Annotated in this window: 18 protein-coding genes and 3 pseudogenes; 11 read left to right on the top strand and 10 right to left on the bottom strand. The window is 71.0% G+C overall.

Features of this window, described 5'->3' with window-relative positions:
- Window positions 1-9 precede the first annotated feature (9 nt).
- From CYQ11_RS00765 to CYQ11_RS00755, 3 genes are all read left to right on the top strand, one after another.
- Entirely contained in the window at window positions 10-660 is a 651-nt protein-coding gene (locus CYQ11_RS00765; protein ID WP_240003344.1) for a TetR/AcrR family transcriptional regulator, read from the top strand.
- A 978-nt stretch (window positions 661-1,638) separates the two neighbouring features.
- On the top strand, window positions 1,639-2,994 hold the full coding sequence (locus CYQ11_RS00760) for a cytochrome P450 (protein ID WP_099198828.1): 1,356 nt from the start codon (window positions 1,639-1,641) through the stop codon (window positions 2,992-2,994).
- Window positions 2,991-4,073 (top strand): terpene synthase family protein, encoded by a 1,083-nt coding sequence (locus CYQ11_RS00755; protein ID WP_099198829.1) that lies wholly within the window; start codon window positions 2,991-2,993, stop codon window positions 4,071-4,073. Before CYQ11_RS00760 ends, CYQ11_RS00755 begins: the two co-directional genes overlap by 4 nt.
- Before the next feature lie 57 nt (window positions 4,074-4,130).
- Here the strand turns inward: CYQ11_RS00755 and CYQ11_RS00750 are convergent, their stop codons facing one another.
- Both CYQ11_RS00750 and CYQ11_RS00745 read right to left on the bottom strand, forming a co-directional pair.
- On the bottom strand, window positions 4,131-4,901 hold the full coding sequence (locus CYQ11_RS00750; protein ID WP_099198830.1) for a GNAT family N-acetyltransferase: 771 nt from the start codon (window positions 4,899-4,901) through the stop codon (window positions 4,131-4,133).
- A 347-nt stretch (window positions 4,902-5,248) separates the two neighbouring features.
- Window positions 5,249-5,854, bottom strand: a complete 606-nt coding sequence (locus tag CYQ11_RS00745; RefSeq protein ID WP_099198831.1) for a GNAT family N-acetyltransferase — start codon at window positions 5,852-5,854, stop codon at window positions 5,249-5,251.
- A gap of 620 nt (window positions 5,855-6,474) precedes the next feature.
- Between CYQ11_RS00745 and CYQ11_RS00740 the strand changes: the two genes are divergently transcribed.
- Complete coding sequence (locus CYQ11_RS00740) at window positions 6,475-7,581, top strand: FAD-dependent oxidoreductase (RefSeq protein ID WP_099198832.1); 1,107 nt, start codon at window positions 6,475-6,477, stop codon at window positions 7,579-7,581.
- Between the two features lie 383 nt (window positions 7,582-7,964).
- Window positions 7,965-8,405: pseudogene (locus CYQ11_RS00735) on the top strand (FAD-dependent oxidoreductase); the annotation flags it as partial.
- A 246-nt stretch (window positions 8,406-8,651) separates the two neighbouring features.
- Here the strand turns inward: CYQ11_RS00735 and CYQ11_RS00730 are convergent.
- From CYQ11_RS00730 to CYQ11_RS00715, 4 genes and pseudogenes are all read right to left on the bottom strand, one after another.
- Window positions 8,652-9,641: a magnesium and cobalt transport protein CorA gene (locus tag CYQ11_RS00730; protein ID WP_099198833.1), complete on the bottom strand. Its 990-nt coding sequence runs from the start codon at window positions 9,639-9,641 to the stop codon at window positions 8,652-8,654.
- A gap of 66 nt (window positions 9,642-9,707) precedes the next feature.
- Window positions 9,708-9,896 (bottom strand): annotated as a pseudogene (locus CYQ11_RS30070) (hypothetical protein); the annotation flags it as partial.
- Between the two features lie 297 nt (window positions 9,897-10,193).
- Window positions 10,194-10,520: a hypothetical protein gene (locus CYQ11_RS29105; RefSeq protein ID WP_146104624.1), complete on the bottom strand. Its 327-nt coding sequence runs from the start codon at window positions 10,518-10,520 to the stop codon at window positions 10,194-10,196.
- A 277-nt stretch (window positions 10,521-10,797) separates the two neighbouring features.
- Window positions 10,798-11,109, bottom strand: coding sequence for a hypothetical protein (locus CYQ11_RS00715; protein WP_099198520.1), 312 nt, complete (start codon window positions 11,107-11,109; stop codon window positions 10,798-10,800).
- Between the two features lie 414 nt (window positions 11,110-11,523).
- Between CYQ11_RS00715 and CYQ11_RS00710 the strand changes: the two genes are divergently transcribed.
- Entirely contained in the window at window positions 11,524-11,991 is a 468-nt protein-coding gene (locus CYQ11_RS00710) for a nucleoside deaminase (RefSeq protein ID WP_181143527.1), read from the top strand.
- 155 nt (window positions 11,992-12,146) lie between these two features.
- Here the strand turns inward: CYQ11_RS00710 and CYQ11_RS00705 are convergent, their stop codons facing one another.
- A complete protein-coding gene (locus CYQ11_RS00705; RefSeq protein WP_099198836.1) occupies window positions 12,147-12,653 on the bottom strand; it encodes a DinB family protein in 507 nt (168 codons plus the stop codon).
- 559 nt (window positions 12,654-13,212) lie between these two features.
- On the opposite strand from CYQ11_RS00705, the gene CYQ11_RS00695 reads away from it, so the two are divergent.
- Together CYQ11_RS00695 and CYQ11_RS00690 are read left to right on the top strand one after the other, a co-directional pair.
- The gene (locus CYQ11_RS00695) at window positions 13,213-14,748 is read left to right on the top strand and encodes an alpha/beta fold hydrolase (protein WP_240003345.1); all 1,536 of its coding nucleotides are present in this window, start codon (window positions 13,213-13,215) and stop codon (window positions 14,746-14,748) included.
- Between the two features lie 12 nt (window positions 14,749-14,760).
- On the top strand, window positions 14,761-16,365 hold the full coding sequence (locus tag CYQ11_RS00690; RefSeq protein ID WP_181143526.1) for an alpha/beta fold hydrolase: 1,605 nt from the start codon (window positions 14,761-14,763) through the stop codon (window positions 16,363-16,365).
- A 207-nt stretch (window positions 16,366-16,572) separates the two neighbouring features.
- Here CYQ11_RS00690 and CYQ11_RS00685 read toward each other — a convergent pair whose 3' ends face one another.
- The 3 genes from CYQ11_RS00685 to CYQ11_RS00675 are packed head-to-tail and all read right to left on the bottom strand — an operon-like array spanning window position 16,573 to window position 18,489.
- Window positions 16,573-17,001 (bottom strand): arsenate reductase ArsC, encoded by a 429-nt coding sequence (locus CYQ11_RS00685; RefSeq protein ID WP_099198838.1) that lies wholly within the window; start codon window positions 16,999-17,001, stop codon window positions 16,573-16,575.
- A complete protein-coding gene (arsB, locus tag CYQ11_RS00680) occupies window positions 16,994-18,097 on the bottom strand; it encodes an ACR3 family arsenite efflux transporter (RefSeq protein ID WP_099198839.1) in 1,104 nt (367 codons plus the stop codon). The genes CYQ11_RS00685 and arsB overlap by 8 nt, the downstream gene beginning before the upstream one ends.
- Window positions 18,094-18,489, bottom strand: coding sequence for an ArsR/SmtB family transcription factor (locus CYQ11_RS00675; protein WP_099198840.1), 396 nt, complete (start codon window positions 18,487-18,489; stop codon window positions 18,094-18,096). The genes arsB and CYQ11_RS00675 overlap by 4 nt, the downstream gene beginning before the upstream one ends.
- 80 nt (window positions 18,490-18,569) lie before the next feature.
- Here CYQ11_RS00675 and CYQ11_RS00670 point away from each other — a divergent pair, with 80 nt between their 5' ends.
- The 3 genes and pseudogenes from CYQ11_RS00670 (at window position 18,570) to CYQ11_RS00660 (ending at window position 21,581) form a co-directional block, all read left to right on the top strand.
- Window positions 18,570-18,989, top strand: a complete 420-nt coding sequence (locus tag CYQ11_RS00670) for an ArsI/CadI family heavy metal resistance metalloenzyme (protein WP_099198841.1) — start codon at window positions 18,570-18,572, stop codon at window positions 18,987-18,989.
- 749 nt (window positions 18,990-19,738) lie between these two features.
- Window positions 19,739-20,658: pseudogene (locus CYQ11_RS00665) on the top strand (LysR family transcriptional regulator).
- A gap of 83 nt (window positions 20,659-20,741) precedes the next feature.
- Entirely contained in the window at window positions 20,742-21,581 is an 840-nt protein-coding gene (locus CYQ11_RS00660) for a class I SAM-dependent methyltransferase (protein WP_240003346.1), read from the top strand.
- Window positions 21,582-21,634 lie beyond the last annotated feature (53 nt).

Genomic DNA, 21,634 nt, shown 5'->3' with positions numbered 1-21,634 from the left:
GTGAGAGCGGTGACGACCCCTTTGCCTCACTCCCTGCGCTCCGATGCCCGGGACAACCGGGAGCGCATCCTCGCCGTGGCCCGCACGACCTTCGCGGAGCAGGGGCTGGACGTGGCGATGCGCGAGATCGCGCGGCGTGCCGAGGTCGGATCCGCGACCGTCTACCGGCACTTTCCGACGAAGGAGGGGCTGGTCACCGAGGCCTTCCGCGAGCAGATGACGGCCTGCACGGCCGTCGTCGACGTGGGACTGGCCGACCCTGACCCTTGGCGCGGCTTCTGCCTGGTGATCGAGGGGGTGTGTGAAACGCAGGCGCGGGACCGGGGGTTCACCGCGGCGTTCGCCTCGGCCTTCCCCCGCGCGATCGACTTCGCCGCGGACCGGGAGCGGGCACTGGGCAAGGTCGCCGAACTCGCCCGCCGGGCCAAGGCGGCCGGCAAGCTGCGCCCGGACTTCGTCCTGGACGACCTGATCATGGTACTCATGGCCAACAGCGGCATCCGGACCACCTCGCCGACTGCCGCACTGACCGCCTCACGGCGCTTCGCCGCGCTGCTGATCCAAGGCCTGCGGGCCGAGCCGGCCCTCCCGCCACTGCCCCCGCCGGCCCGGCTGCCGCCAGCGGTTGTGAGCTGGACCGTTTCTTTCGGAACCATCTGATCGTGCAGCGGTTGCGCCGCCCGGCCGACTTCAGGGTCACACCCGGCACGGTGAAGTCGGCGCAGCACGCCCGGAGAAGCTTCGTCGCCGCATCCTCCCACCCGCGGTTACGCATCATGTCAGCGCACCGGGAAACGGATTGCGGAACTGTGCAGCGGCCGACAGCACCGGCTTCCGCCCATGGCCGGTATCGCTGCCCGGTCCGGGCTGTGGTCGATGGGCTTCTCGGTCGCGTCAGCGCCGGCCCGCCTCCGGCTACGGCCCCGGGTGCAGGGCCGAGCATCCCCGTATCCGGAGCACGGCGCCCCCCATGACCGGCTTCACCGGCCGGTCAACCAGGGACGACGTCCGCGGACTCACGGAGGTGAGGGACCAGCGCGGCGGGGCGGCGTGACCCGTTCAATCGGGCCTGGTCAAGGGGGATCAGGGTGGTTCACTCGCGGCAGGGCCGGGAGACGGGTTTGGCGGGGCGGCGGGGTGGCAGGGAGTGGGTCGACAAGCGGGGTGGACGGTACGCCGGTTTGGTGGGTGGTCGCTCGTACTACAGAGGCGCGAGCCCGGCGCCGCACCCTCCGGTCGGATGTTTTGACTGCGGGCTCGTCGCACCGGTAGTCCTCTCCCCGCACGCCCGGAGCAAGCGCACCGGCCGGGCCGGCCCCGCCGCGCGGCCGTTCCCGTGGCGCGGGCCCAGCCGCACCCCGGCCGCACCGCAGGCCGTCCGGTCGGCGGCCGCCGACGGCCCGCCCCTCCGAGGCAACCCCGCCTCGGGAGCCGAACCCCCAGTCCCGGTGGGCGGTTGGGCGTGGCGGCGTCGAAGGCTGCACCACCAATCCGGCCGCTGAGCGTGGTGTCCAGAGGCCACCGGGAGCGCGCGGGGGAGGCGGCGAGAAAGCCTGTGGTCACTATAGGTAGCCAATCAACTACAGTAAGTAGTAGTCTCCGGCGAGGATCTTCAGCGATCAGGGCGGGGGTAAGGCCATGCAGCAAACGGTCCGGAAGTTCCAGGACGAGCTACCACTGATCGGGCATGCGGGGCAGCTGGCGGTGGATCCGCTGGGTTTCCTGGAGCGGCAGCGGACCGCGGAGCCGCTGGTCGCCCTGCGCTTGGTGGGGCGGAAGTGCTTCCTGGTGAACAATGCCGAGGCGGCTATGGAAGTGCTCGTCTCCCAGCAGGAGCGGTTCGACAAGGGCGGCCCGTTCATGGAAGCGGCCCGCCAACTGGTCGGCAACGGTGTGATCACCTGCAACGCTGAGGACCACCGGGTGCAGCGGCCGGTGATGAAGCCGGCGTTCCACCGGAGCCGAGTCGCCGGCTACGCGGACGTGATGCGTGAGTGCGTGGTGGAGGCGACCTCCTCATGGCGCGCGGGCCAGGTGTTTGACGTCGGTGCGGCGATGTACCGGCTGGCCGCGCTGGTGGTCGCGCAGACGCTGGTGTCCGCCCCGGCCGGCAAGCAGGCGGCAGAGGCCATGGCAAGGGCGCTGCCCCAGCTCCTGCGCGGCTTGCTGCGCCGGATGCTGCTCCCGGCCGAGTGGATCCATCGCGTCCCCACCCCGGCGAACCGGCGCTTCGACCAGGCCCGCGCCCGCCTGGACAAGGCCATCGGTGAGGTCATCGCCCAGTACCGGCACCAGGAGGAGGACGACGGGCAGGACCTGCTGTCGCAGATCATCGCCGGGGACCAGGGCAGCGGCCGGCGCCCCGACGACGCCGAGGTGCACGACCAGGTCATGTCGGTGCTGGCCGCGGGCGTGGAGACCACCGCCTCGCTGCTCTCCTGGACCTTCCAGCTCCTGGCCCGCCACCCGGAGATCGAGCACAGGCTGTGGGAAGAACTCGACGGCGCGCTGAGCGACCGCCCGGTCACCTTCGACGACCTGCCCTCACTGCCGTACACGAAGCGACTCCTCACCGAAGTGCTGCGCCTGTACCCACCCGCCTGGCTGCTCAGCCGCATCGTCGTCGAGCCCACCGAGGTCTGCGGGCACCTGCTGCCCCAGGGGGCCGACGTCCTCATCAGCCCCTACGCCCTGCAGCGCAACCCCGAGGTCTTCCCCGACCCCGGCCGCCTCGAGCCCGACAGGTGGCTGCCCGAACGCCTCACCCCCGGGCAGCGGCAGTCCTTCCTCGCGTTCGGCGCTGGTCGCCGCCGGTGCATGGGGGAGTTCTTCGGCATGACCGAGGCCACCCTGGCCCTGGCCACCATCGCCCGCACCTGGCAACTGCGGCCCGCCGAGCCGAGGCCCGTCCGCCCGCTTCCACGCTTTCTGCTCGTCCCCGCCGAACGGCACCTCCTGCTGCACCAGCGGACGCCGCAAGAAGGCCAGAGGTGACCACACTCCCCGCCCCCGGCGTCGAGCCGGACGGTGCCCTGGCGCCGGGCCGTTACCCCAGCTTCCGGCTGCCGTCCTTCCCCCGCTTCCAGAGCGCACTGCACCGCCCCGGTATCGAGGGCCTCGAAGCCTTCTGCCGCACCTGGCTGGACGACAACCTGCGCCACGCCCACGACGAATCCCCCCGCGACTTCGAGGAATTCCTCAACCAGCGCACCTCCTTGTGGAACCTGCTGGCCTACGCCACCACCGACACGGAGCGCACGAAGACGATCTGCCACTGGATCGACGTGCTGTTCAGCATCGACGACCTCTTCGTCCACGCCCCCAGCCCCCGCCTGGAGCGCCTGGGTCTGCATCGACTGGACGTCGTCCTCGACGACGACCAGCCCTTCCCGGGAACCGCTTACCCAAGCGTGCTGGTGGCGCTGAAGGAACGCATCCGCGTCGGCATGTCACCGGCGCTGTGGAATCGTTTCGCTCACGAAATAAAAGGGTTCTTCGCAGCCTGCCGCATGGAGCGGGAGTGGCTGCGCGCTGGCGCCGCCGTGGACCTGCCCGCCTACGAGAAGTCCCGGGTCAAGAGCGTGGGCGAATGCTGCTTCCCGCTCCTGGAATACGGGCTGGACATCGACCTCACCGCGCACCTCGCCCGCATGCCTGAACTCGGCCGGCTCAACCGCCTGGTGGCCCGCCACTGGATGGGCGTCAACGACATCTTCTCGTACCGCAAAGAGCTCTACAGCGGCGACACCGTCAACGAAATCGCCCTCACTCTCGAGAGCGGCGGCAGTCTCCAAGCCGCAGTCGACCGCGTCGCCGACACCGTCAGGCGGACCGAGGAGGAGTTCTGCGCGCTCAGCGGGGGCCTGCTGGCCACGGCGGCCGGCCAGGACCCCGCGCTGGCCCGATACGTGGAAGCACTGCGTTGGATGATCGCCGGGAACCTCACGTGGTCCTACATCACCCCCCGGTACAACGGCCACGGGCACGTCTGGGCCGGCCACACTGCCGCCACGGTGGTCCTCACCCCCCACCGGACCCTCTACCGCCCCGAACCGGCTCACAGGACCCGATAGCCGCAAGTGGCCGCCGTCGAGCACTACCAGAGCTTCGCGACATGCGAGGCCGGGGCGTCAGTGTGCGGCGAGGCGCGCCGCCACGCAAGGGTCCTCGTTGCGGTAGCCGAGGCGGGTGTAGAGCCGCTCGGCGGGGGCGTTGTCGGCCAGTTGCCAGAGGGTGCACAAGCCGTGGCGGCGTACCGCGCACCTGGTGAGCCAGGAGGTCAGGGCCGCCCCGAGGCCCTGGCCGCGCAGGCGGGCGTCCGTCGCGACGGACGCCATCAGGGGGGCGCCGCTGTCCCGCAGGGTACTGAGCGCACCGCAGGCCACCAGCCGCCCGTCCCCGTCCGGATCGCGGATGCCGGCCCACAGGCTGACGTCGGCGGATCCGGGACCGGTCGAGTGCGCCGGGCTGTGCTCGTTGAGGAAGGCGAGGAGCTCCTCGTGGTGACTCTCGTCCAGCGCGACGACCCGGTTCTCGGCCCGGTGGACGGGGGGCTCCTCCAGCGTCCAGCGGAACACCCACTCGACCGCGCCGGTCACCGGGAGGTGCCGGCCGACCAGGACGTCGGTGCCGCGGGGACCGGTGAACTCCCGTACGCGGCCGGGCAGGCCGTGCGCGGCGCGCACGATGAGGCCGGCGGCGGCGTCGGGTTCGCCGACGCTCCACACATGGCCGCGGGCGGCGTCCAGCCAGGCGGCCGCGACATCACCGGACCAGCCGATCCGGTCGGCCGAGGGCTGCCGCGCAGCGCCGAAACGCAGCAGGGCGGAACCTGTCCGGTGCTCCAGGCCCTGGTGGAACAGGTCTGCGGTCCGGGGTACGAGGTGGGGCGTTGCCTGCATAGCTCTGTGGGGAAGGAGTTGGGGATATGGGTGGTGCGCGGCCGGGATCGTCCGTCCGGGGTGGGAGACGCCGGCGGGGCTGCGCACCCGGCGCGCTCGGCGGACCGGGGCACCCACTGTCGCACACCGCCCCTGGCCTGGGGCAAATCGCGGCCCGAGGCGCCGAACGATCAGCGGTCGTCGCCCGTCGCGCCCGGCCTGATTCCCGCCGGTGCCTCCTCGCCGGGCGTCGCCAGTCCGTCGTCCGGCCCGCCCGTACAGGCGGCCGCCCCCGGTGGTGGGGGCCACCGGTACGCCGTGGGCCTCGGAGATCAGGGCCAGTCCGGGCCGCAGCGGCCGGGTTGGACCTACTGACGGGTTTCTGCGCGGGCTTCCCGCCACATGGACCAGAGTGTCGGGCCGCCTCCGGGGATGTGGATCTCGCCCCGCACGGTGAATCCGAATCGCTCGTAGAAGGCGAGGTTGGCTTGCTTCGACGATTCGAGGTGTGTCGGCAGCCCGGCCGCGTCCGCCTTGGCCAGGCCCGAGAGCAAGAGGGCGGCGCCGTGGCCGTTGCCGTGGGCTGCCGGGTCGGCGCCGAGTACTGCCAGATACCAGTGGGGTTTTTGGGGAGTTGCCTCGCCGACCAGTTCCAGCATTTCGCCCAGCCGGGCCGCGTGCTCGCCCAGCAGCCCGTCGATGCGGGCCAGCGTGCCCTCGTCCGGGTGCTGCTCGGCTGTGCCGGGCGGTGTCCAGAAGGCCGCTGCCGCACGGGTGCGTTCACAGTGACCAAGTGGGCCGTATTTGTGCGTGAGCATGATGTCGAACCACTGGGCGAGGCGGCCTTCACGCCCTTCTGCGTCGGGGAAGAGCCACAGCATCATCGGATCGTCTGCGAAAGCGCGGGCCAGGATGCGTGTGATCTCAGGAGTGTCGCCGGTCTTGATGGGCATGGGCGTGTTCGGTGACTGCATGCGGTCAACGTAGGGTCCGAGGACTTTCCGGCACATCGGTCGATCTACCGATGACGCCCCTTGCCGCCACGCACAGCAGGGCCTTCGGTGCGAGGAGCGCCCCCGGACCCTGGGCCCGGCTGGGCTCTGCCCGTTGCCCGGCGAGAGACGACGCTGGTGACGGTCGCTCCCCGGATGCCTTCCGGATGCGTTGAGGGCTGCCGGCGATCCCGCCACCCCGGCGGCAGGGTGAATCCGGCGATGGCCACGCACCAGGGCGGACCACGCGGAGTCGCTCATCTCGACCCTGTCGCGCACGAAGGAGAAACCGGCCCACTGCGCGGCGCCGAGCAGCACGGTGATCGACAGCCTGGTCGGAGTGCGAATCGGTTCGTCGAACTTCGGCTTCGACGCGCTCATCCGCGCCGCCCACCCGTGGGTCATCGCGTGGGCGAGCGGCAGCAGCAGGAGGTACGCCGCAGCCACGACGGCGGGCGGGGCCGGTCCTCGTTGTGCTCACGGCGCGCGGCCGGATCCGTGTCGGGACACCGTATTTCAAAGGCGCTTTTTTGGTGACTGTGCTTTCTTGGTCGTGCGCCGGGACTTCCGGCACCTCACCCATCTTTCGAGGGGACAGCCCCATGAACTCCGCCCCCACCCGCGTCGTGGTCGTCGGCGCCGGCCTCGGTGGCCTTGCCCTAGCCCGTGTCCTGCAGCTCCACGGCCGCTCCGTCACCGTCTTCGAATCCGAGGCTTCCAACGGCGCCCGCCCCCAGGGCGGCAGCCTCGACATACATGCCGCCACCGGTCAGGCCGCCTTGCGCGCGGCGGGCCTTCTCGACCGGTTCCGCGCCCTGGCCCGCCCCAACGCCCAGGAGTGGCGCGTGCTCGACCCCGTCACCGCCACCGCCGTGCCCTTCCCGGGCCCTGTCCACGACGACGACAGCCCGGAGATCGACCGCGGCCAACTGCGCGGCCTGTTCCTGGAATCCCTCGCCGAGGGCAGCGTCCGCTGGGGTCGCACCGTCACCGGGGCCACCCCGCTCGGGGACGGCACCTGGCGCCTGCTCCTCGACGACGGCACCAGCGAGGATGCCGACCTGGTGGTCGGCGCCGACGGCGCCTGGTCGCGCATCCGCCCAGCCCTGTCGGACGCCACACCCAGCTACACCGGTGTCACCTTCATCGAGACCGGCTTCGACGACTGCGACACCCGCCATCCCGCCCTCGCACGCATGGTCGGCAACGGCACCCTGCTGGCGGCGGCCGACAGCAAAGCCCTGCTCGCCCAGCGCAACAGCAACGGCCACCTCCGCGTCTACATCGCCTTCCGTGCCCCGCAGGACTGGCGGACGGCCGCCGGCCTGGAACTCCACGACACGGCGGCCGTACGCGCACACCTGCTGAAGATGTTCGACGGCTGGGACGAAAGCCTGCTGTACCTCCTGCGCCACCACGACGGCGGATTCGTCGACCGACCCGTGTTCGTACTGCCCGTCCCGCACACCTGGGACCACGTCCCTGGCATCACCCTGCTGGGCGACGCCGCGCACCTGATGCCCCCCGTCGGGCTCGGGGCCAACCTCGCCATGCTCGACGGCACCGACCTCGCCCACGCCCTCGTCACCGAATCCAGCATCGACGACGCCGTCCGTGCTTATGAGAGCCGCATGTTGCCGCGCTCGGCCCAGGCCGCCGAGGACTGCGCCAAGGCCCTCGACAGTCTCATCCCCCCGACGGACTCCTGAGCCGGCGTCGGCGCCGCGCCAGCCGCGCTCCAGGCTCGGCGCCGGTGGGGGGCGAACGGCGGACTTCCCTTCGCGGGATCCCGCCGAGCGTCCGCAGGGCATGCGCATGTGCTCCGGAGGTTCAGGCTTTGGTAGGCGACCGCCGCGTGAACCTCTGCTCAGGCGGGCGCCTGGCTGCCGGCCTCCTCCAGGACGCTGAGCCGGAGGCCCCGGCGCCGTAGGCTCGCGGCAGGGCCAGTTGCCCAATGCCCTTCCGGGGGATGGGTATTGGGCATCTATCGGGGGCTGTCGCTCCGATGTGGGCGGCTTGCCGGCGGGGCCTGGCACCTTTCCAGAAGCGGCCGCCGCAGACCACTGGGCGGCCCCGACCCCGAGGAGCCACCATGTGCACCGCCGTTACCGCCGTTACCGCCGTCACCGTCGTCGGCGCCGGACTCGGCGGACTCACGCTGGCCCGCGTCCTGCACGTCCACGGAATCCCGGTCACGGTCTACGAGGCTGAGCCCTCCCCGACGGCGCGCACGCAGGGCGGGTTGCTCGACGTCCACGACTACAACGGGCAGCTCGCCCTCAAGACGGCCGGCCTGATAGACGAGTTCCGCGCCATCGTCATCGAGGGCCGTCAGACGATGCGGCTCGTCGAGCAAGACGGGACCGTCCTGCACGAGATGGCCGACGACGGCACAGGCGGACGCCCCGAGGTGCAGCGCGGGCAGCTGTGACGGATCCTGCTCGACTCGCTCCCGGCCGGCACCGTCCGGTGGGGGCACAGGGTCGACGGCACCCGCGCCCTCGGCCAGGGCCGCCATGAGGTGAGGTTCGCCAGACAACACAGCCCAGGCCATGCTCAAGATGATCAACGGGCAGGGGCAATAGGCGACTCAAGCCGCGACCGGCGGGCAGCGGCTCGGCGGACAGCTCGACGTCCTCACCGCCGCTGGGTGGCTTCGCTTCGCTGAACCGGTGCACGAACCGCTCATGCGGAGCCTTCGGTTCGCCCCGCCGACACCCGGGCGTCAGCAAGCTCCCCGTTCGTAGCCCCAGCGACGACTTGGGGGAGCCGTTCGCCGTCACAACCAGCCCTTGCGGCGGAAGGCCCGGTACAGCAGTCCTGCTCCCAGCGCCATCACAGCGAGCGCGCACGGGTAGCCGTAGCGCCAGTCCAGCTCGGGCATGTGGGTGAAGTTCATGCCGTAGATCCCGGCGACCATGGTGGGGAAGGCGACGATCGCCGCCCACGCGCTGATGCGGCGCATGTCGTCGTTCTGCCAGGTACCCACCTTCGCCAGATGGGCATCCAGGATGGAACCGAGCAGGTCGTCCAGGGCACGGACTTCGATGTCGGTGCGGGTGAGGTGGTCGGCCACGTCCCGGAAGTACGGCACGATCTGCCGCGGCCAGTCATCCCGCCCCGTGGCGAAAGGATGTATGACCGGGACCAGCGGCCCGATGGCGTCGCGGAACTCCACCACTTCACGTTTGAGCGAGTAGATCTGCTCGGTCAGGTCCTCGCGGGTGGGGGAGAACACGCACTCTTCCAGCTCCGTCAGATCCGTCCGTACCTGCGCTGCGGCCTGTGCGTAGGCATCGATGATCACGTCGGTCACCGCGTGCAGGACACTGACCGGTCCGAGCCGGACCATGTCCGGCTGCTGCGCCAGCCGGCGCGCAGCCTCCACGGCGGGATCGTTCGCCCCGTGCCGTACGGTCAGCGCGAAAGACGGACCAAGGAAGATCATCGTCTCGCCGGTTTCCACGTCCGCGGTCTGCTCGACGAACCACAGCGTCTTCACCGCCACCGCCAGCACGTCGCCGAAGCGCTCCTGCTTCGGCCGCTGATGGGCCTGGACCGCGTCCTCGATGGCCAGAGGATGCAGCTTCAGGTACTCGCCCAGCTGCTGCAGCGCCTCGTGACGGGGCTCGGCCATGCGGATCCAGGCGAACTCATCCGGCTTCAGCCCAGCCAGCCGGTCCAGGGTTGTCTGACATCCCCCGTCCGCCTGCTCACAGTCGATCTGCTCGCACTCACCCGTCTGCTTCTGATAGATCACGCACTCCATGCCCTTGCGGATGCTTCCGCCACCGCATTCCATGCCCCCCGGAGTGCAAATACCCAGCCCTGACGGTCAGCACCTGGCCATCACCGGACCTTCGGACGAGGGCCTCAGGAGAGCGGGGGCGAGTTCGCGCCACGCGTGCTCTGGCAGTGCTGCCGGGTCAGCGGTCAGTACCTGCACGCAGACGTGATCGGTTCCGGCGTCGAGGTGCTGCTGGACGCGTCGGCGGATCGCGCCCGTGTCTCCGTACGCGACGATCAGCCGGATCGAGACGCCGTGCGCACAGGCCGACCCGGGTGCCGACGTGGGGCCGGGCGCCGCGGCGGCTGAGCACCTGGACCCAGGGTCCCGGTGTGGAGACGCCCTGGGCCCTTGGGTGCCTCCCCCCGCCGGGGACCCGGAGCCAAGGGCTCCGGGTCCCCGGCGGCCAGTGGCTCGGGCGGTCGTTCCTGCCTTTGCGCCAGAAGGAGCGGCCGAAGACAAAATCCGTAGCGGTCTCATGGCCTTCGGCTGTGCCGGCTGTGCGCCGACCTCAGAGCAGCTGGTCGCGAGGCGTCAGCATTCGTAGGCGTATTCCGCCCGGCCCTTGGTCGAGTCCCACCTGATGGTGGCGGACCTGCCCGCTCCGATGCTCTGGCAGTCGGGGTCCCAAGCCCAGTCGACGGAGACAGTGGCGTTGATCGTGTGGCTGCATATGTTCTTGACCTGCGCCCTGCCGTTGGCGTTGCTGGTCAGCGAGGCGCAGCCGACGAACGGTGCGGCAGAAGTGGTCCCGGACGGCGCAGGGGTGGCAGCCACCGCGGGAACGGCTCCGGCTGCGGCGAGGGTTCCCGCCGCGATCGCCATGGCCAAGGGCGTCAGGATGGTGCGGGCACGCGACATGTCCGGTGCCTCTTTCCCCTGAACGTCCTCCCCCCGATGGGGAGGGCCGCCCACGCCGGGCGGCACCAAGACCTTGTGGGCCCAGGAGTGTCCAGAGCAACAAGAACAGGCTGTCCCGGACAGGGCGCCGTTGTCCGTCCTGCTCACGGGCTTGTCCGGGACAGGTCCCGGACAAGGCCAAGAGCTGCTGGAGCCACCGGACGTCCCAAGGGGGAGGCGCGACCGGCGGCTCTCCGAGAAGCCGCCCGTACGGTGCGGTGGGCGTTCAGCCCGGTCTTCAGCTGCGGTAGTAGAGGTGCCACCAGTAGTCGTGGTGGCCGTGGTGCTTCTCCTCGCGCTTGCACTGGTACTCGTGCCAGTCGCCGTAATGCTTGCCCAGGTCGCCCGCCTGGTGGCAGCACTCCTCGCTGGAGTACCAGCCGTCCGGCTTCCAGTTCGAGCTCGCCTCTTCTTCACTCCCGGTACTGCTCGCCGTACTCGGGGACCGCTCCGGCGGAGCCGCCGCGGCCGCCCCCGCCGTGCCGGCGAACATCAGTCCCGCAGTGGCCAGCGCCATCACAGGGACCAGGCGCAAGTTCCTCGATTCCACGTGCGCTTCCTCTCGTTTTGAGCGTTTGCCCTGATAGTGGGCCTGAAACGGTGCCTCAGGAAGCCGATGTCCCGGGCGCGTGGAAGCGGGGTTTCCCTCAGGCCCCGCGCGGGCGGGCTGAACCCCACACGGCGTGAGGGGACAGGGCGGGGTCCAGGCAGGGAGGGGTGACGTGGCGGCGCCGGCACGCCGCAGCGTGTCGGGCGGTCCTGTGCAGTAGGCAAGGAGTTCACGGTCTGGTAGATCAGTCGGGTGGCCTCACTCTTCTCCTCTCGTCGGTGGTTCCTGTCCATGACGGCCGGCGTGCTGGCCGCGCTGCCGGGAACCAGTAGGGCCGGTGCTCATGAGAGGCCGGGAGGGGAGGCGTGGAACGGGTCGTGGCCGCCGGAGTTGAAGGCGGCGACGGTGCGCGCCATGCCCGAGGCGGTGGCGTGCGCCCGTACGGCCCGTTGGCCCTTCGGGGCGGTGCTGGTCGATGTGGGCGACGGCGAGGTGGTGGCGGAGGCTGCCAACAGCATGGAGGACGGGGACGCCACCGCCCACGCGGAGATGAACCTGCTGCGGGCCGCCGCGGCGAAGGGCTTGCGATTGCCCGAGCATGCGGTGGTCAGCACGGCCGAACCCTGCCCGATGTGCGCGGGCGCTCTGTTGTGGGCAGGCGTTCCCGCTGTCGTCTTCGGGACGTCCAACGCCCGCCTCACGGCTCTCGGGATCCCGCAGATCGACGTGCCCTTCGCCTCGATCGCCCGGCACTCCACCCTGGGCCCGCGGCCGGCGACAGGCGGAGGTGTCCGTACCGACCTCACGGACCCCCTGTACCGGGAGATGGCCCGGCGAGACCGGCAGAGGCGCCAGCCGCGCACACGGTCGGCTGCCTGGTAGACCACGCTCGTGCCGGGAGCGGGCGGTACCGCGTTCCTGTGGGCCTTCCGCATGGCGTCGTGAGCCGGGCTCAGATGCAGGGGCGGCGCGGCCCGAGCCGGACGGGTGGTCGGCACCGGCACCGTCGCCGCGATCCGCCCCGGGCTTCGCCGGATCTAGTCGCCGGTCGTGCCGTCGAGCATCTCGCGCAGGATGTCCAGGTGTCCGTTGTGGCGGGCTGTCTCCTCGGTGAGGTGGAGGAGGATCCAGCGCAGGTCGACACGGACGCCGTCGCGGACGGCTCGCTCGGCCTGCTGGTCCAGGTCGTTCCCGGCGACCAGCTCGCGGTAGGTGGCGCTCTGTTCGGCGTATTCGTCGAGCAACTGCGCGAGCGGGAAGTCGACCGCGATGCGCATCTCGCGGTCGGGGTCCTCCTCGGTCCAGGGGCCCTGGTCTTCCTCGCCGAGGAAGACCACCTGGAACCAGTAGTACTCGACCCAGCGGAGGTGGTTGATCACTCCGCTCATGGTCATCAGCGGTGAACCCGGCAGGAGCGCCTTGCGGGCGTTCTCCGCGGAGACGCCCTCGCACTTGGCGCGGGCGGTGTCACGTGCGTAGTCGAGAAACGTGGTGAGCTGGGTGCGCTCGTCCCACGCGGGCGGCGTGTCGTCGATTCTGGTCATCGCGCGAAGCGTCCCCGATCATGCGACCCGTGTCGAGGTGTTTGTCGACAAGCCGCCGCCACCGCGAGGGAACTCGGCGGTGCGGTGCTGCTGCGCGACCACGGCGGTGTCTTCAGTCCCACCGCCGTCCAGCTCCACCGCATCTCGGCCGAGAACTCCGCCGGCGGCCAAGGTGGTCGTCCTGCGGCCCTGCGGCCTGTCCTCCTCGGGCTGGCGGAACCAGGGAGATCTCTGACGGCGCGGCGCGAGGCCTCACCGGAGGGCGGAAGGCCTGTCGATGTGGGGGAGCGCAGCCGCCGTCAGGTGCCACTGCGAGGTGATCCGGACCGGTGACTTGTCCGTGTGCGCGGGTTGGCGACAGTCGGTATCATCCCTAATGCCCGTTTCACCCGAACTGTGGTGTTGTTGTCTGGTCGGGCAGCTGTCGATGTCGGCAGAGGAACGGGATCACATGGCAGAGGACAGCAGCGGTCCGATAGGCCTGTCATCCGCCCCGGAGAACGGCAGACCCACACGGGCGAGAACGGAGAGCCGGTGTGCCCGGCGGCGGCCGGGAAGCGTGCTCACCGGCGTGGCGGCCGGCACCGCGGCCCTGGTGTTCCTGGCGGCCCCCGGCCCGGCGCCGAGCAGCGCTGCGTCACCCCTGCCCGGCGAGCCCCGGCCGGCGGTCCCGTCGCGGTACGTGCCCGCTCCCTGCCCGGCCCCGCCCCAGCCGATCGCCGCACTGCGCACCGCGCGGTGCGGTTTCCTCGAGGCCCCCGAGAACCGCTCCCGCCCGGGCCGCCGGACGGTCCGGCTGGCCGTGGCGGTCATCCCGGCCAAATCGGCGAGGCCCGCCGCGGACCCGGTGGTGTTCATGGCGGGCGGTCCCGGCGGGGACGCGTTCGACGACATCCCCTTCCTGGTGGACTCCGGCCTGAACAAGGACCGCGAACTGATCGTCATGGCCCAGCGCGGAAACCTCTACTCGCAGCCGAACCTCGCCTGCCCGGAGATGGACCGGTTCAACGCGCAGGCCGTGGGCCTTCGCTACGGCGCACGATCGACGGAACGGCTGCTTCTGAGGGCGGTGAAGGAGTGCCGGGACCGCCTGACGGCCGGCGGCGTCGATCTGAGCGCCTACAACACCGCCGAGAACGCAGCGGATTTCGCCGACCTGCGGAAGGCGCTGGGCATCGCCCAGTGGGACGTCTACGGGTACTCCTACGGCACCGACCTCGCCCTCACCTACCTGCGCAGGCACCCCGACGGGATTCGCGCGGTGGCACTCGACTCGCTCACCCCTCCGCGGACCGCGACCCTGCCGTGGACGTGGAGCAGCGCCCAGGAGGGGATCGGCACCATCTTCGAGGCGTGCGCGGCCGAGCCGCGGTGCAAGAACCGCTACCCCGACCCGGCCCTTACGCTGACGCAGCAGGTGCGAAGGCTGGAGGCACAGCCCCTGACGCTGGACGCCTCCCCGCCGAGTGGAGGGAAGCCGGTCAAGGTCGTCCTCGACGGGGGCGCGCTGCTGGACCTGCTGGTCGGCAACGCCCTGCCGGCCAAGGACGTCCCGGCGGCGCTCGAGGAACTCAGCCACGGGCACCCGGAGCGCTTCGCACAGGCCCGCGCGGCCGGTTCGGTCCAGGACGTGGGCGCGTTCGCGCACGGCCTGACGCAGTCGGTCGCGTGCAGCGAGTGGGCGCCGGGGTACTCGGAGTCCGACGTGCTGAAGGCGGGGCGCCGGGCCTTCCCCGGGTGGCCGGACACGGTCCTGGCCCAGCCGCCCCAGCTTCCCTTCCAGTACGCGGCGTGCCGCGTCTGGGACGTTCCGAACCGCGCGTCCTCCCAGCGGGTGGCCACGGTCAGCTCAGTGCCGGCCCTCGTCGTCTCCGGCACGTTCGACACGAAGACCGGGGCGAGCTGGGCGCGGGACGCGGCCCGCAACCTGTCCCGCTCGACCGCCGTGCGGATTCCCGGAATCGGCCACTGGGTGGTCCCGCAGTCACCCTGCGCGCAACGCGTGCTGGCCTCGTTCCTCGCTCGCCCGACCGCTCCCGACACCGGTTGCGCGGACGGTCTCAAGCCCCAGCCGTTCACGATCACACCGAGATGACAGGGAGAGCAGATGGCACACCACCACACGCCCCGTCGCCGCCGCACCGTACGACGGCTCCAGGTCACGTCGGCCGGCATGGCGACCGGACTCCTCGTCACCGGTCTGCTCGCAGCACCCGTTCACGCGCAGTTCCACCGCGATCCCGGCACCAGATTGCCGATCGGTGCGGCCGCCCGGACGGCGGGCGACGCCCACTTCGAGCCGGGCGCCTGCCCGAAGACGCCGGAACCGGTCGCCGCACTCGAAGGCGCCCGCTGCGGAACCCTCACCGTGCCCCAGAACCGGGCCGAGCCGGGCGGCCGGACGATCAGTCTCGGCGTGGCGATCGTGCCGGCCGCGACCGGCACACCGAAACCCGACCCCATCGTGTGGCTCGCGGGCGGACCCGGCGACGACGCGGTCGGGGAGGCGAAGATGGCCGTCGACGGCGGCCTGAACCGCGACCGGGACGTGATCTTCATGTCCCAGCGGGGGACGTACTCGGCCACCCCGGCGCTCACCTGCCCCAACATCGACGCTTTCAACGCACGCGCGGTCGGCCTCATCTACGACGCACCGTCCACCGAGCGTCTGCACGTCGAGGCCACGAAGGCCTGTCGCGACCAGCTGGCGGGCCGCGGGGTCGACCTCGGCGCGTACAACGACACCGAGAGCGCCGCCGACTACGCGGACCTGCGCACCGCGCTGGGCATCAGGCAGTGGAACGTGTTCGGCATCTCCTACGGCACCCACCTGGCGCTCGTCTCTATGCGTGAGCACCCCGAGGGGATCCGCTCGGTGGGCATCGACGGCATCCTGCCGCCGTCCAAGGCAGGGTCGGCCCTGACCTGGAGCAGCGCCCGGCAGGGCTTCGACGGTCTGTTCAAGGCCTGCGCGGAGCAGCCGGCGTGCGACCGCCGCTATCCGAACCTGTCGGCCACCTTCGACCGGCTCGTCCGCGACCTCGAAGCCAATCCGGTCACGACCACCGTCACACTCCCCGGCAACCCGAAACCGGTGAAGGTCGTACTCGACGGCGGAGCCCTGGTGAACTGGATGACCTCCGCCACCCACGTGGCGCCCCAGGTACCCCGCGCCCTCGACGAGCTGGCGCACGGCAAGCCGCAGCGGATCGCCCAGCAGTGGGCGGGCGGCAAGCTCAGCCCCCAGGCCATGGGAAGGGTCGCGCACGGTCTCGCCTACGGCGTCTTCTGCAGTGAGTGGACGCCGTACGAGAGCCAGGCCAGGGCGATCCGGGGCGGACAGGAGGCGTTCCCGTCGTTCCCCCGCTCGGTACTGGCCCAGGCTCCGCAGCTCACCTTCCTCCGTCCGGACTGCGAGGTCTGGAACGTCCCCGCGGCACCGCGCTCGATCCGGGACGTCACGCGCAGCGACATCCCCACCCTCGCCCTGTCGGGCGGGTTCGACGCCCAGACCGGGGCGGACAACGGGCCCTACGTCGCCCGTACGCTGAGCCGGGCCAAGGTCGTCACAGTGCCCTACGAGCCGCATGTGGTGTTCGCGTCGTCGAAGTGCGCCCAGGAGATCACCGTCTCGTTCTTCGACGACCCGGCCGCGCCGGACACCGGATGCCTGAACGACCTCGAGCCACCCCGATTCGAGATCGGCGCGTGAGGCCGCGCGGGGCTGCGATCAACAAGTGGCCCGGCCCTCACGCCATGTCAGCAAGGCGTGCGGTGGCGGGATCCGGGTGGCGGACGGGCCGGACTGGTGACGCGGACGAGCACCGTGGCCGACCGGGCCGACCGCGATCCTCCTGCGCACGGGATGCGGGCCGGTCGGCATCCGGCGGCCGGCGTGCCGTCGCCGAGCGCGGGCGTGTCACCGGGGCTGTCGTCCCGTATCGGGCGGTAGGAGTTCGACGAGCAGGCTGCGGACACGCCGTTCGATCTCGTCGCGGATCGGGCGGACGGCCTCGACGCCTTGCCCGGCGGGGTCGTCGAGCTTCCAGTCGAGGTACCGCTTGCCGGGGAAGACGGGGCAGGCGTCTCCGCAGCCCATCGTGATGACGACGTCGGACGCTTGGACGGCCTCGGTGGTCAGCAGCTTCGGTGTCCGGGCGGCGATGTCGACGCCGACTTCGCGCATCGCCTCGACCACGGCGGGGTTGACCGTGTCGGCGGGGGCGGACCCGGCGGAGCGGACTTCGATACGGCCTGCGCCGAGGTGGGTGAGGAAGGCGGCGCCCATCTGGGAGCGTCCGGCGTTGTGGACGCACACGAACAGCACCGACGGCTTGGACTCAGGCACGGGCGGAACCTTCCGGGACGGGGGCCGACGGGGCGTCGGCCAGTGGGGGGAAGAAGCGCCGCGCGGCGAGCGCGACGTAGACGAGGCCGATCAGGACGGGGACCTCGATGAGGGGGCCGACGACCCCGGCGAGGGCCTGGCCGGAGGAGGCGCCGAAGGTGGCGATCGCCACTGCGATGGCCAGCTCGAAGTTGTTGCCCGCGGCGGTGAACGCGAGCGTCGTGGCACGCGGGTGGTCCAGGCCGGCGGCACGGCCGAGCGCCATGGACCCGGCCCACATGAGGGCGAAGTAGACCAGCAGCGGCAGCGCGATCCGGGCGACGTCGAGCGGTTGGGAGGCGATGGCGTCGCCCTGGAGGGCGAAGAGTACGACGATGGTGAACAGCAGGCCGTACAGCGCGAACGGGCCGATGCGGGGGATCAGCGTCGCCTCGTACCAGCTGCGGCCCTTGGCTTTCTCGCCCAGGCGGCGGGTGAGGTAGCCGGCGAGCAGCGGGATGCCGAGGAAGATGAGGACGCTTTGGGCGATCTCCCACACGGAGACGTCCAGCGCGGTCTGGTCGAGCCCGAGCCAGCCGGGCAGGACGGAGAGGTAGAACCAGCCGAGGCCGGCGAAGGCGATCACCTGGAAGACGCTGTTGAGCGCCACGAGGACGGCGGCGGCTTCGCGATCGCCGCCGGCGAGGTCGTTCCAGATGATGACCATGGCGATGCAGCGGGCGAGTCCGACGATGACCAGGCCGGTCCGGTACTCGGGCAGGTCCGGCAGGAACAGCCAGGCCAGGGCGAACATCATCGCCGGGCCGAGCACCCAGTTCAGCAGCAGCGACGGGGTCAGGAGGCGGTGGTCCCGGGTGACGGTGCCGAGGTGGTCGTAGCGGACCTTGGCCAGCACCGGGTACATCATCACCAGAAGCCCCAGCGCGATCGGCAGCGAGACCCCGGTGACGGTCACCTTGGCCAGCCCGTCTCCCAGCCCGGGGACGAGGCGGCCCAGGCCGAGACCGGCACCCATGGCGGCGAGGATCCACACGGGCAGGCAGCGGTCGAGGAACGACAGCCGGGGCGCCACCCGAGCCGTGGCCGGGCCGGTCACGAGGGGGTCCCCGTGGGCTCGGGCAGGGGCTCGTCGGCGGGGCGGGTGAGGATGCCGGCGAGCCGGTCGGTCGTCGCAGGCAGCAGGCGGTAGTACACCCACGTCCCCCGCCGCTCGGAGGCGATCAGCCCTGCCTGCTTCAGCAGCTTGAGGTGGTGGGAGATCGTCGGCTGGGACAGGCCGAAGGCCGGGGTCAGGTCGCACACGCACACCTCGCCGCCGGCCCGGGAGGCGATCATCGACAGCAGCCGCAGCCGTACGGGGTCGCCCAGGGCCTTGAAGACCTTCGCCAGCTCCACGGCCTGGTCCTGGGGGAGCGGCGCGGTGAGCAGGCCGGGGCAGCAGCCGTCGGGTCCGTCCTGACCCAGCACCACCAACTCTTGATTAGACATGCTTCTATGTTGACGCCTGTCGATTCAAGACGCAACCTTGTATCGAAGGTAATCGATACAACCTGGCCGAGGAGATCGTCATGTCACGTGTCCAGCTCGCACTCAACGTCGCCGATCTCGAAGCGTCGGTGACGTTCTACTCCCGGCTCTTCGGCGTCGAACCGGCCAAGCGCCGACCCGGCTACGCGAACTTCGTGATCGCCGAGCCGCCGCTGAAGCTCGTCCTCATCGAGGGCGAACCCGGCCGGGAAACCCGCCTGGACCACCTCGGCGTCGAGGTCGAGAGCGCGGAGGAGGTCACGGCCGCGACGGAGCGGCTGAGGGAGGCCGGCCTGGCGACGTTCGAGGAGAACGACACTTCCTGCTGCTACGCGCTCCAGGACAAGGTCTGGGTCCACGGCCCCGGCCGCGAGCCCTGGGAGGTCTACGTCGTGAAGGCGGACGCCGGCCGGCTGGGCGAGAGCTCGGCCCTGGAGGGCGGCATGTGCTGCGGGAGCTGAAGCACCCGGGTCGCCGGGATGCGGTAGGCGCGGATGTTGCGGCCGATGCGGCGCAGCGGAACCGCTCCGGCGGGTGGGGTGACCGATGCCTCTTGCAGGGCCACCACGCTTGCCCGGTCGGACAGCTCCAGGGCGTAGGACCACCGGCCGGGCGAGCGCTGCATGTTCCAGGTGGCCATCCGGTTCGAGTCCGGCGGCGCGGCCGCTGCTGTGCCCGCACCCCCCAGCAGGAACGCGGCACATAAGGCACCGATCACCAGTGCTGTCAGCCCCCGCCGGCCGCCAACATGGCGTGCAGTGGCTGCTGTTCTCTTGTCTGAGTGATGCATGCACGCCGATATCTCGTCGCCACGCCCGCAACGGCACCGGCATTCAAGGCAGATTTGCCTACACGTGGGTCTGATCCAGGTCGACGGCCAGGGGACTTTCGAGACCCCGCCCGCCAGCTGCTGACCGCTGCCAGGCCGGCGCGACGGTTCGAGGGGCGGCAGTGCCGTGGGGGAGTCCGCCGGTGTCCTATGACGCGTGGCGGCAACCCCGAGGGGGAGTCCGCCGGCAGGGGATCGCGCGAGTTCGTGTCCCTTCGACGTTCAGCGGTCGGCACCCGTACGACGCCTTCGCTCGGTCCGGATCCTCGCGAAGGCACCGCACGGGTTGCCGCCTGGGCCCTGTGACGATCCTCGCTGTCTTCGAAGCCCCCAGTCAATCCTGGGGATCTCTAGCCACCCCCAAGCTGTAGCTTGGGGTTTATGACTCTGGACGACCTGCGGGTGTTCGTAGCCGTGTGCCGGGCGGGGAGCCTCAGTGCCGTGGCCCGCGAACTGGCCTGTACGCAGTCGTGAGCCAGCACGTCAAACGGCTGGAGCGGGAGAGCGGAGTGAGCCTGCTGGAGCGCCAGCCGCGCGGGGTCGTCCCCACCGCGGCAGGGCGCATACTCTACGACGCGGCAGCCGAGGGCATCGCCGGCCTCGATCTCGCGCTGCGCCGTCTGGCGGATCTGGTGAACGGGGAGAGCGCTTCCGTGCGGATCGCCACCGGCGCGACGACCGTACGGCATTTCATGGCCGAGGCGATCGTCTCCTTCCGCAGGCAATACCCGAAGGTGAGCCTGGAGTTCCAGACCGAGGCGTCTGGCCGCCGCTGCTTCGACGCCCTCCTGTCCAGCAACCTGGATCTGGCGTGGATCACCATCGGCGCCCCGGTGCGCGGCATCGAGCAGCGGCCCGCCGTGGCCCTGCCCTGGGTGCTCGCCGTACGGGCCGGCGACCCGCTCGCGAGCCGCCCGCGCATCGAGGCGTCCGACCTCGCGGACATCCGTCTGGTCCGGCTGCCGCCGAACTCCACCTCCGGAGGGCGGCTGGACGCCGCCTTCGTCGAGCTGGGCGTGCGACTCGGCTCGGACACGAGCGTCGCCGACTGGGACACGGCCCTGCTTCTGGCCGAACTCGGCCTGGGGCACGCCGTCGTACCCGCCGTACCCGGTCTGGGTGAGTCGGGTCAGGGCGGGCCGCTACGTCTCGTTCCCATCCCCGCCCTGCCGCCCCTGTCGGTCGGCTGGGCCGTACGCCGCTGGGACGCGCTCCCTCCGCTCGCCCGCGCCTTCGCCGACACCGTCACCCGTAGCTGTGCGAAGAGGGCCACCAGTGCGCGGGGCCCCGCCCGGCTCTGACGGCCGGCACTGTCATGAGACTTCCGACCCGCTCCCCACGACGTTTGACACCCGAAAGCGATACGCCCAAGGAGGCACCGAAAGTGACACAAGAGCCCCAGCCCGACCAGCGGCCGATCCCGCCCGCGGTGCAAAAGGCCTACGGAGCAGCCGACCTCGGCGCGAACCCCCTGTTCGCCGGAGGGTTCATCAACTTCGGCCACTGGCAGGCGATCGACACCACCGCCGGCCTTTCCCAGGAGGACCGGGTCCGCAGTCAGCAGGACATGTACCGCCATGTCCTGGAGGCTCTGCCGCCCGCCGGAGGATCCCGGGCACTGGAGGTCGGTTCCGGTACAGGGGTCGGCAGCGCGCTGGCGCTCGAGGAGTACGGCTTCGCACACCTCACCGGCATGGACATCCACCCGCAACAGCTCATACGGGCCCAGGAGTGCAATTCCCGCATCCTCAAGGACCGGCCGGACCACCTGGACTTCGTCCAGGGCGCGGCGGAGGACATGCCCTTCGCGGACGGGGAGTTCGACTACCTCTACAGCGTGGAAGCCGCCCAGCACTTCAGCGACCTGGACGCGTTCGGGCGCGAGACGGCCCGTGTGCTGCGCCCCGGTGGTCATGCCGTGGTCGCCAGCTTCTTCACCACCGACGACGCGCCCGGCCGGGCCAAGCGACTCGCCGGCCTCCTCGACTGCTACGCCAACGGCCTCGACATCGCCCACCCGGTCACGCACGTGGTCGACGCCCTCGCCAGGGCCGGGCTGAAGGGCACCCGTGCTGTGTCGATCGGGCCCTCGGTGTGGCAGGGCTGGGACCGCTGGATCGCCCACGTCTCCGAACCCGACGGGTGGCCCCGCAACTTCCTTCGCGTCCACGAGGAAGGCGTCTTGGACTACTACGTCGTCACGGCCACTCGACCGGCGCCCTGAACAACTGCTGCGACAGGGCGCCGCTCGGCGGGGGGCCAAGCGCGTGGGGTTGC

This window comes from Streptomyces cinnamoneus (genome assembly GCF_002939475.1).
Taxonomy (GTDB): domain Bacteria; phylum Actinomycetota; class Actinomycetes; order Streptomycetales; family Streptomycetaceae; genus Streptomyces; species Streptomyces cinnamoneus_A.
Note: the sequence above shows the minus strand (reverse complement) of the source record. Positions and strands in the feature narration are given on the sequence as shown.

What these genes read in the sequence shown, in the direction of transcription:
- CYQ11_RS00670 (WP_099198841.1), top strand. Translation starts at nt 18,570, where the DNA reads ATGTCACGTGTCCAGCTCGCACTCAACGTCGCCGATCTCGAAGCGTCG.
- CYQ11_RS00705 (WP_099198836.1), bottom strand. Translation starts at nt 12,653, where the DNA reads ATGACCAGAATCGACGACACGCCGCCCGCGTGGGACGAGCGCACCCAG.
- CYQ11_RS00750 (WP_099198830.1), bottom strand. Translation starts at nt 4,901, where the DNA reads ATGCAGGCAACGCCCCACCTCGTACCCCGGACCGCAGACCTGTTCCAC.
- CYQ11_RS29105 (WP_146104624.1), bottom strand. Translation starts at nt 10,520, where the DNA reads ATGTCGCGTGCCCGCACCATCCTGACGCCCTTGGCCATGGCGATCGCG.
- CYQ11_RS00740 (WP_099198832.1), top strand. Translation starts at nt 6,475, where the DNA reads ATGAACTCCGCCCCCACCCGCGTCGTGGTCGTCGGCGCCGGCCTCGGT.
- CYQ11_RS00745 (WP_099198831.1), bottom strand. Translation starts at nt 5,854, where the DNA reads ATGCAGTCACCGAACACGCCCATGCCCATCAAGACCGGCGACACTCCT.
- CYQ11_RS00690 (WP_181143526.1), top strand. Translation starts at nt 14,761, where the DNA reads ATGGCACACCACCACACGCCCCGTCGCCGCCGCACCGTACGACGGCTC.
- CYQ11_RS00710 (WP_181143527.1), top strand. Translation starts at nt 11,524, where the DNA reads ATGCCCGAGGCGGTGGCGTGCGCCCGTACGGCCCGTTGGCCCTTCGGG.
- CYQ11_RS00675 (WP_099198840.1), bottom strand. Translation starts at nt 18,489, where the DNA reads ATGTCTAATCAAGAGTTGGTGGTGCTGGGTCAGGACGGACCCGACGGC.
- CYQ11_RS00760 (WP_099198828.1), top strand. Translation starts at nt 1,639, where the DNA reads ATGCAGCAAACGGTCCGGAAGTTCCAGGACGAGCTACCACTGATCGGG.
- CYQ11_RS00730 (WP_099198833.1), bottom strand. Translation starts at nt 9,641, where the DNA reads ATGGAGTGCGTGATCTATCAGAAGCAGACGGGTGAGTGCGAGCAGATC.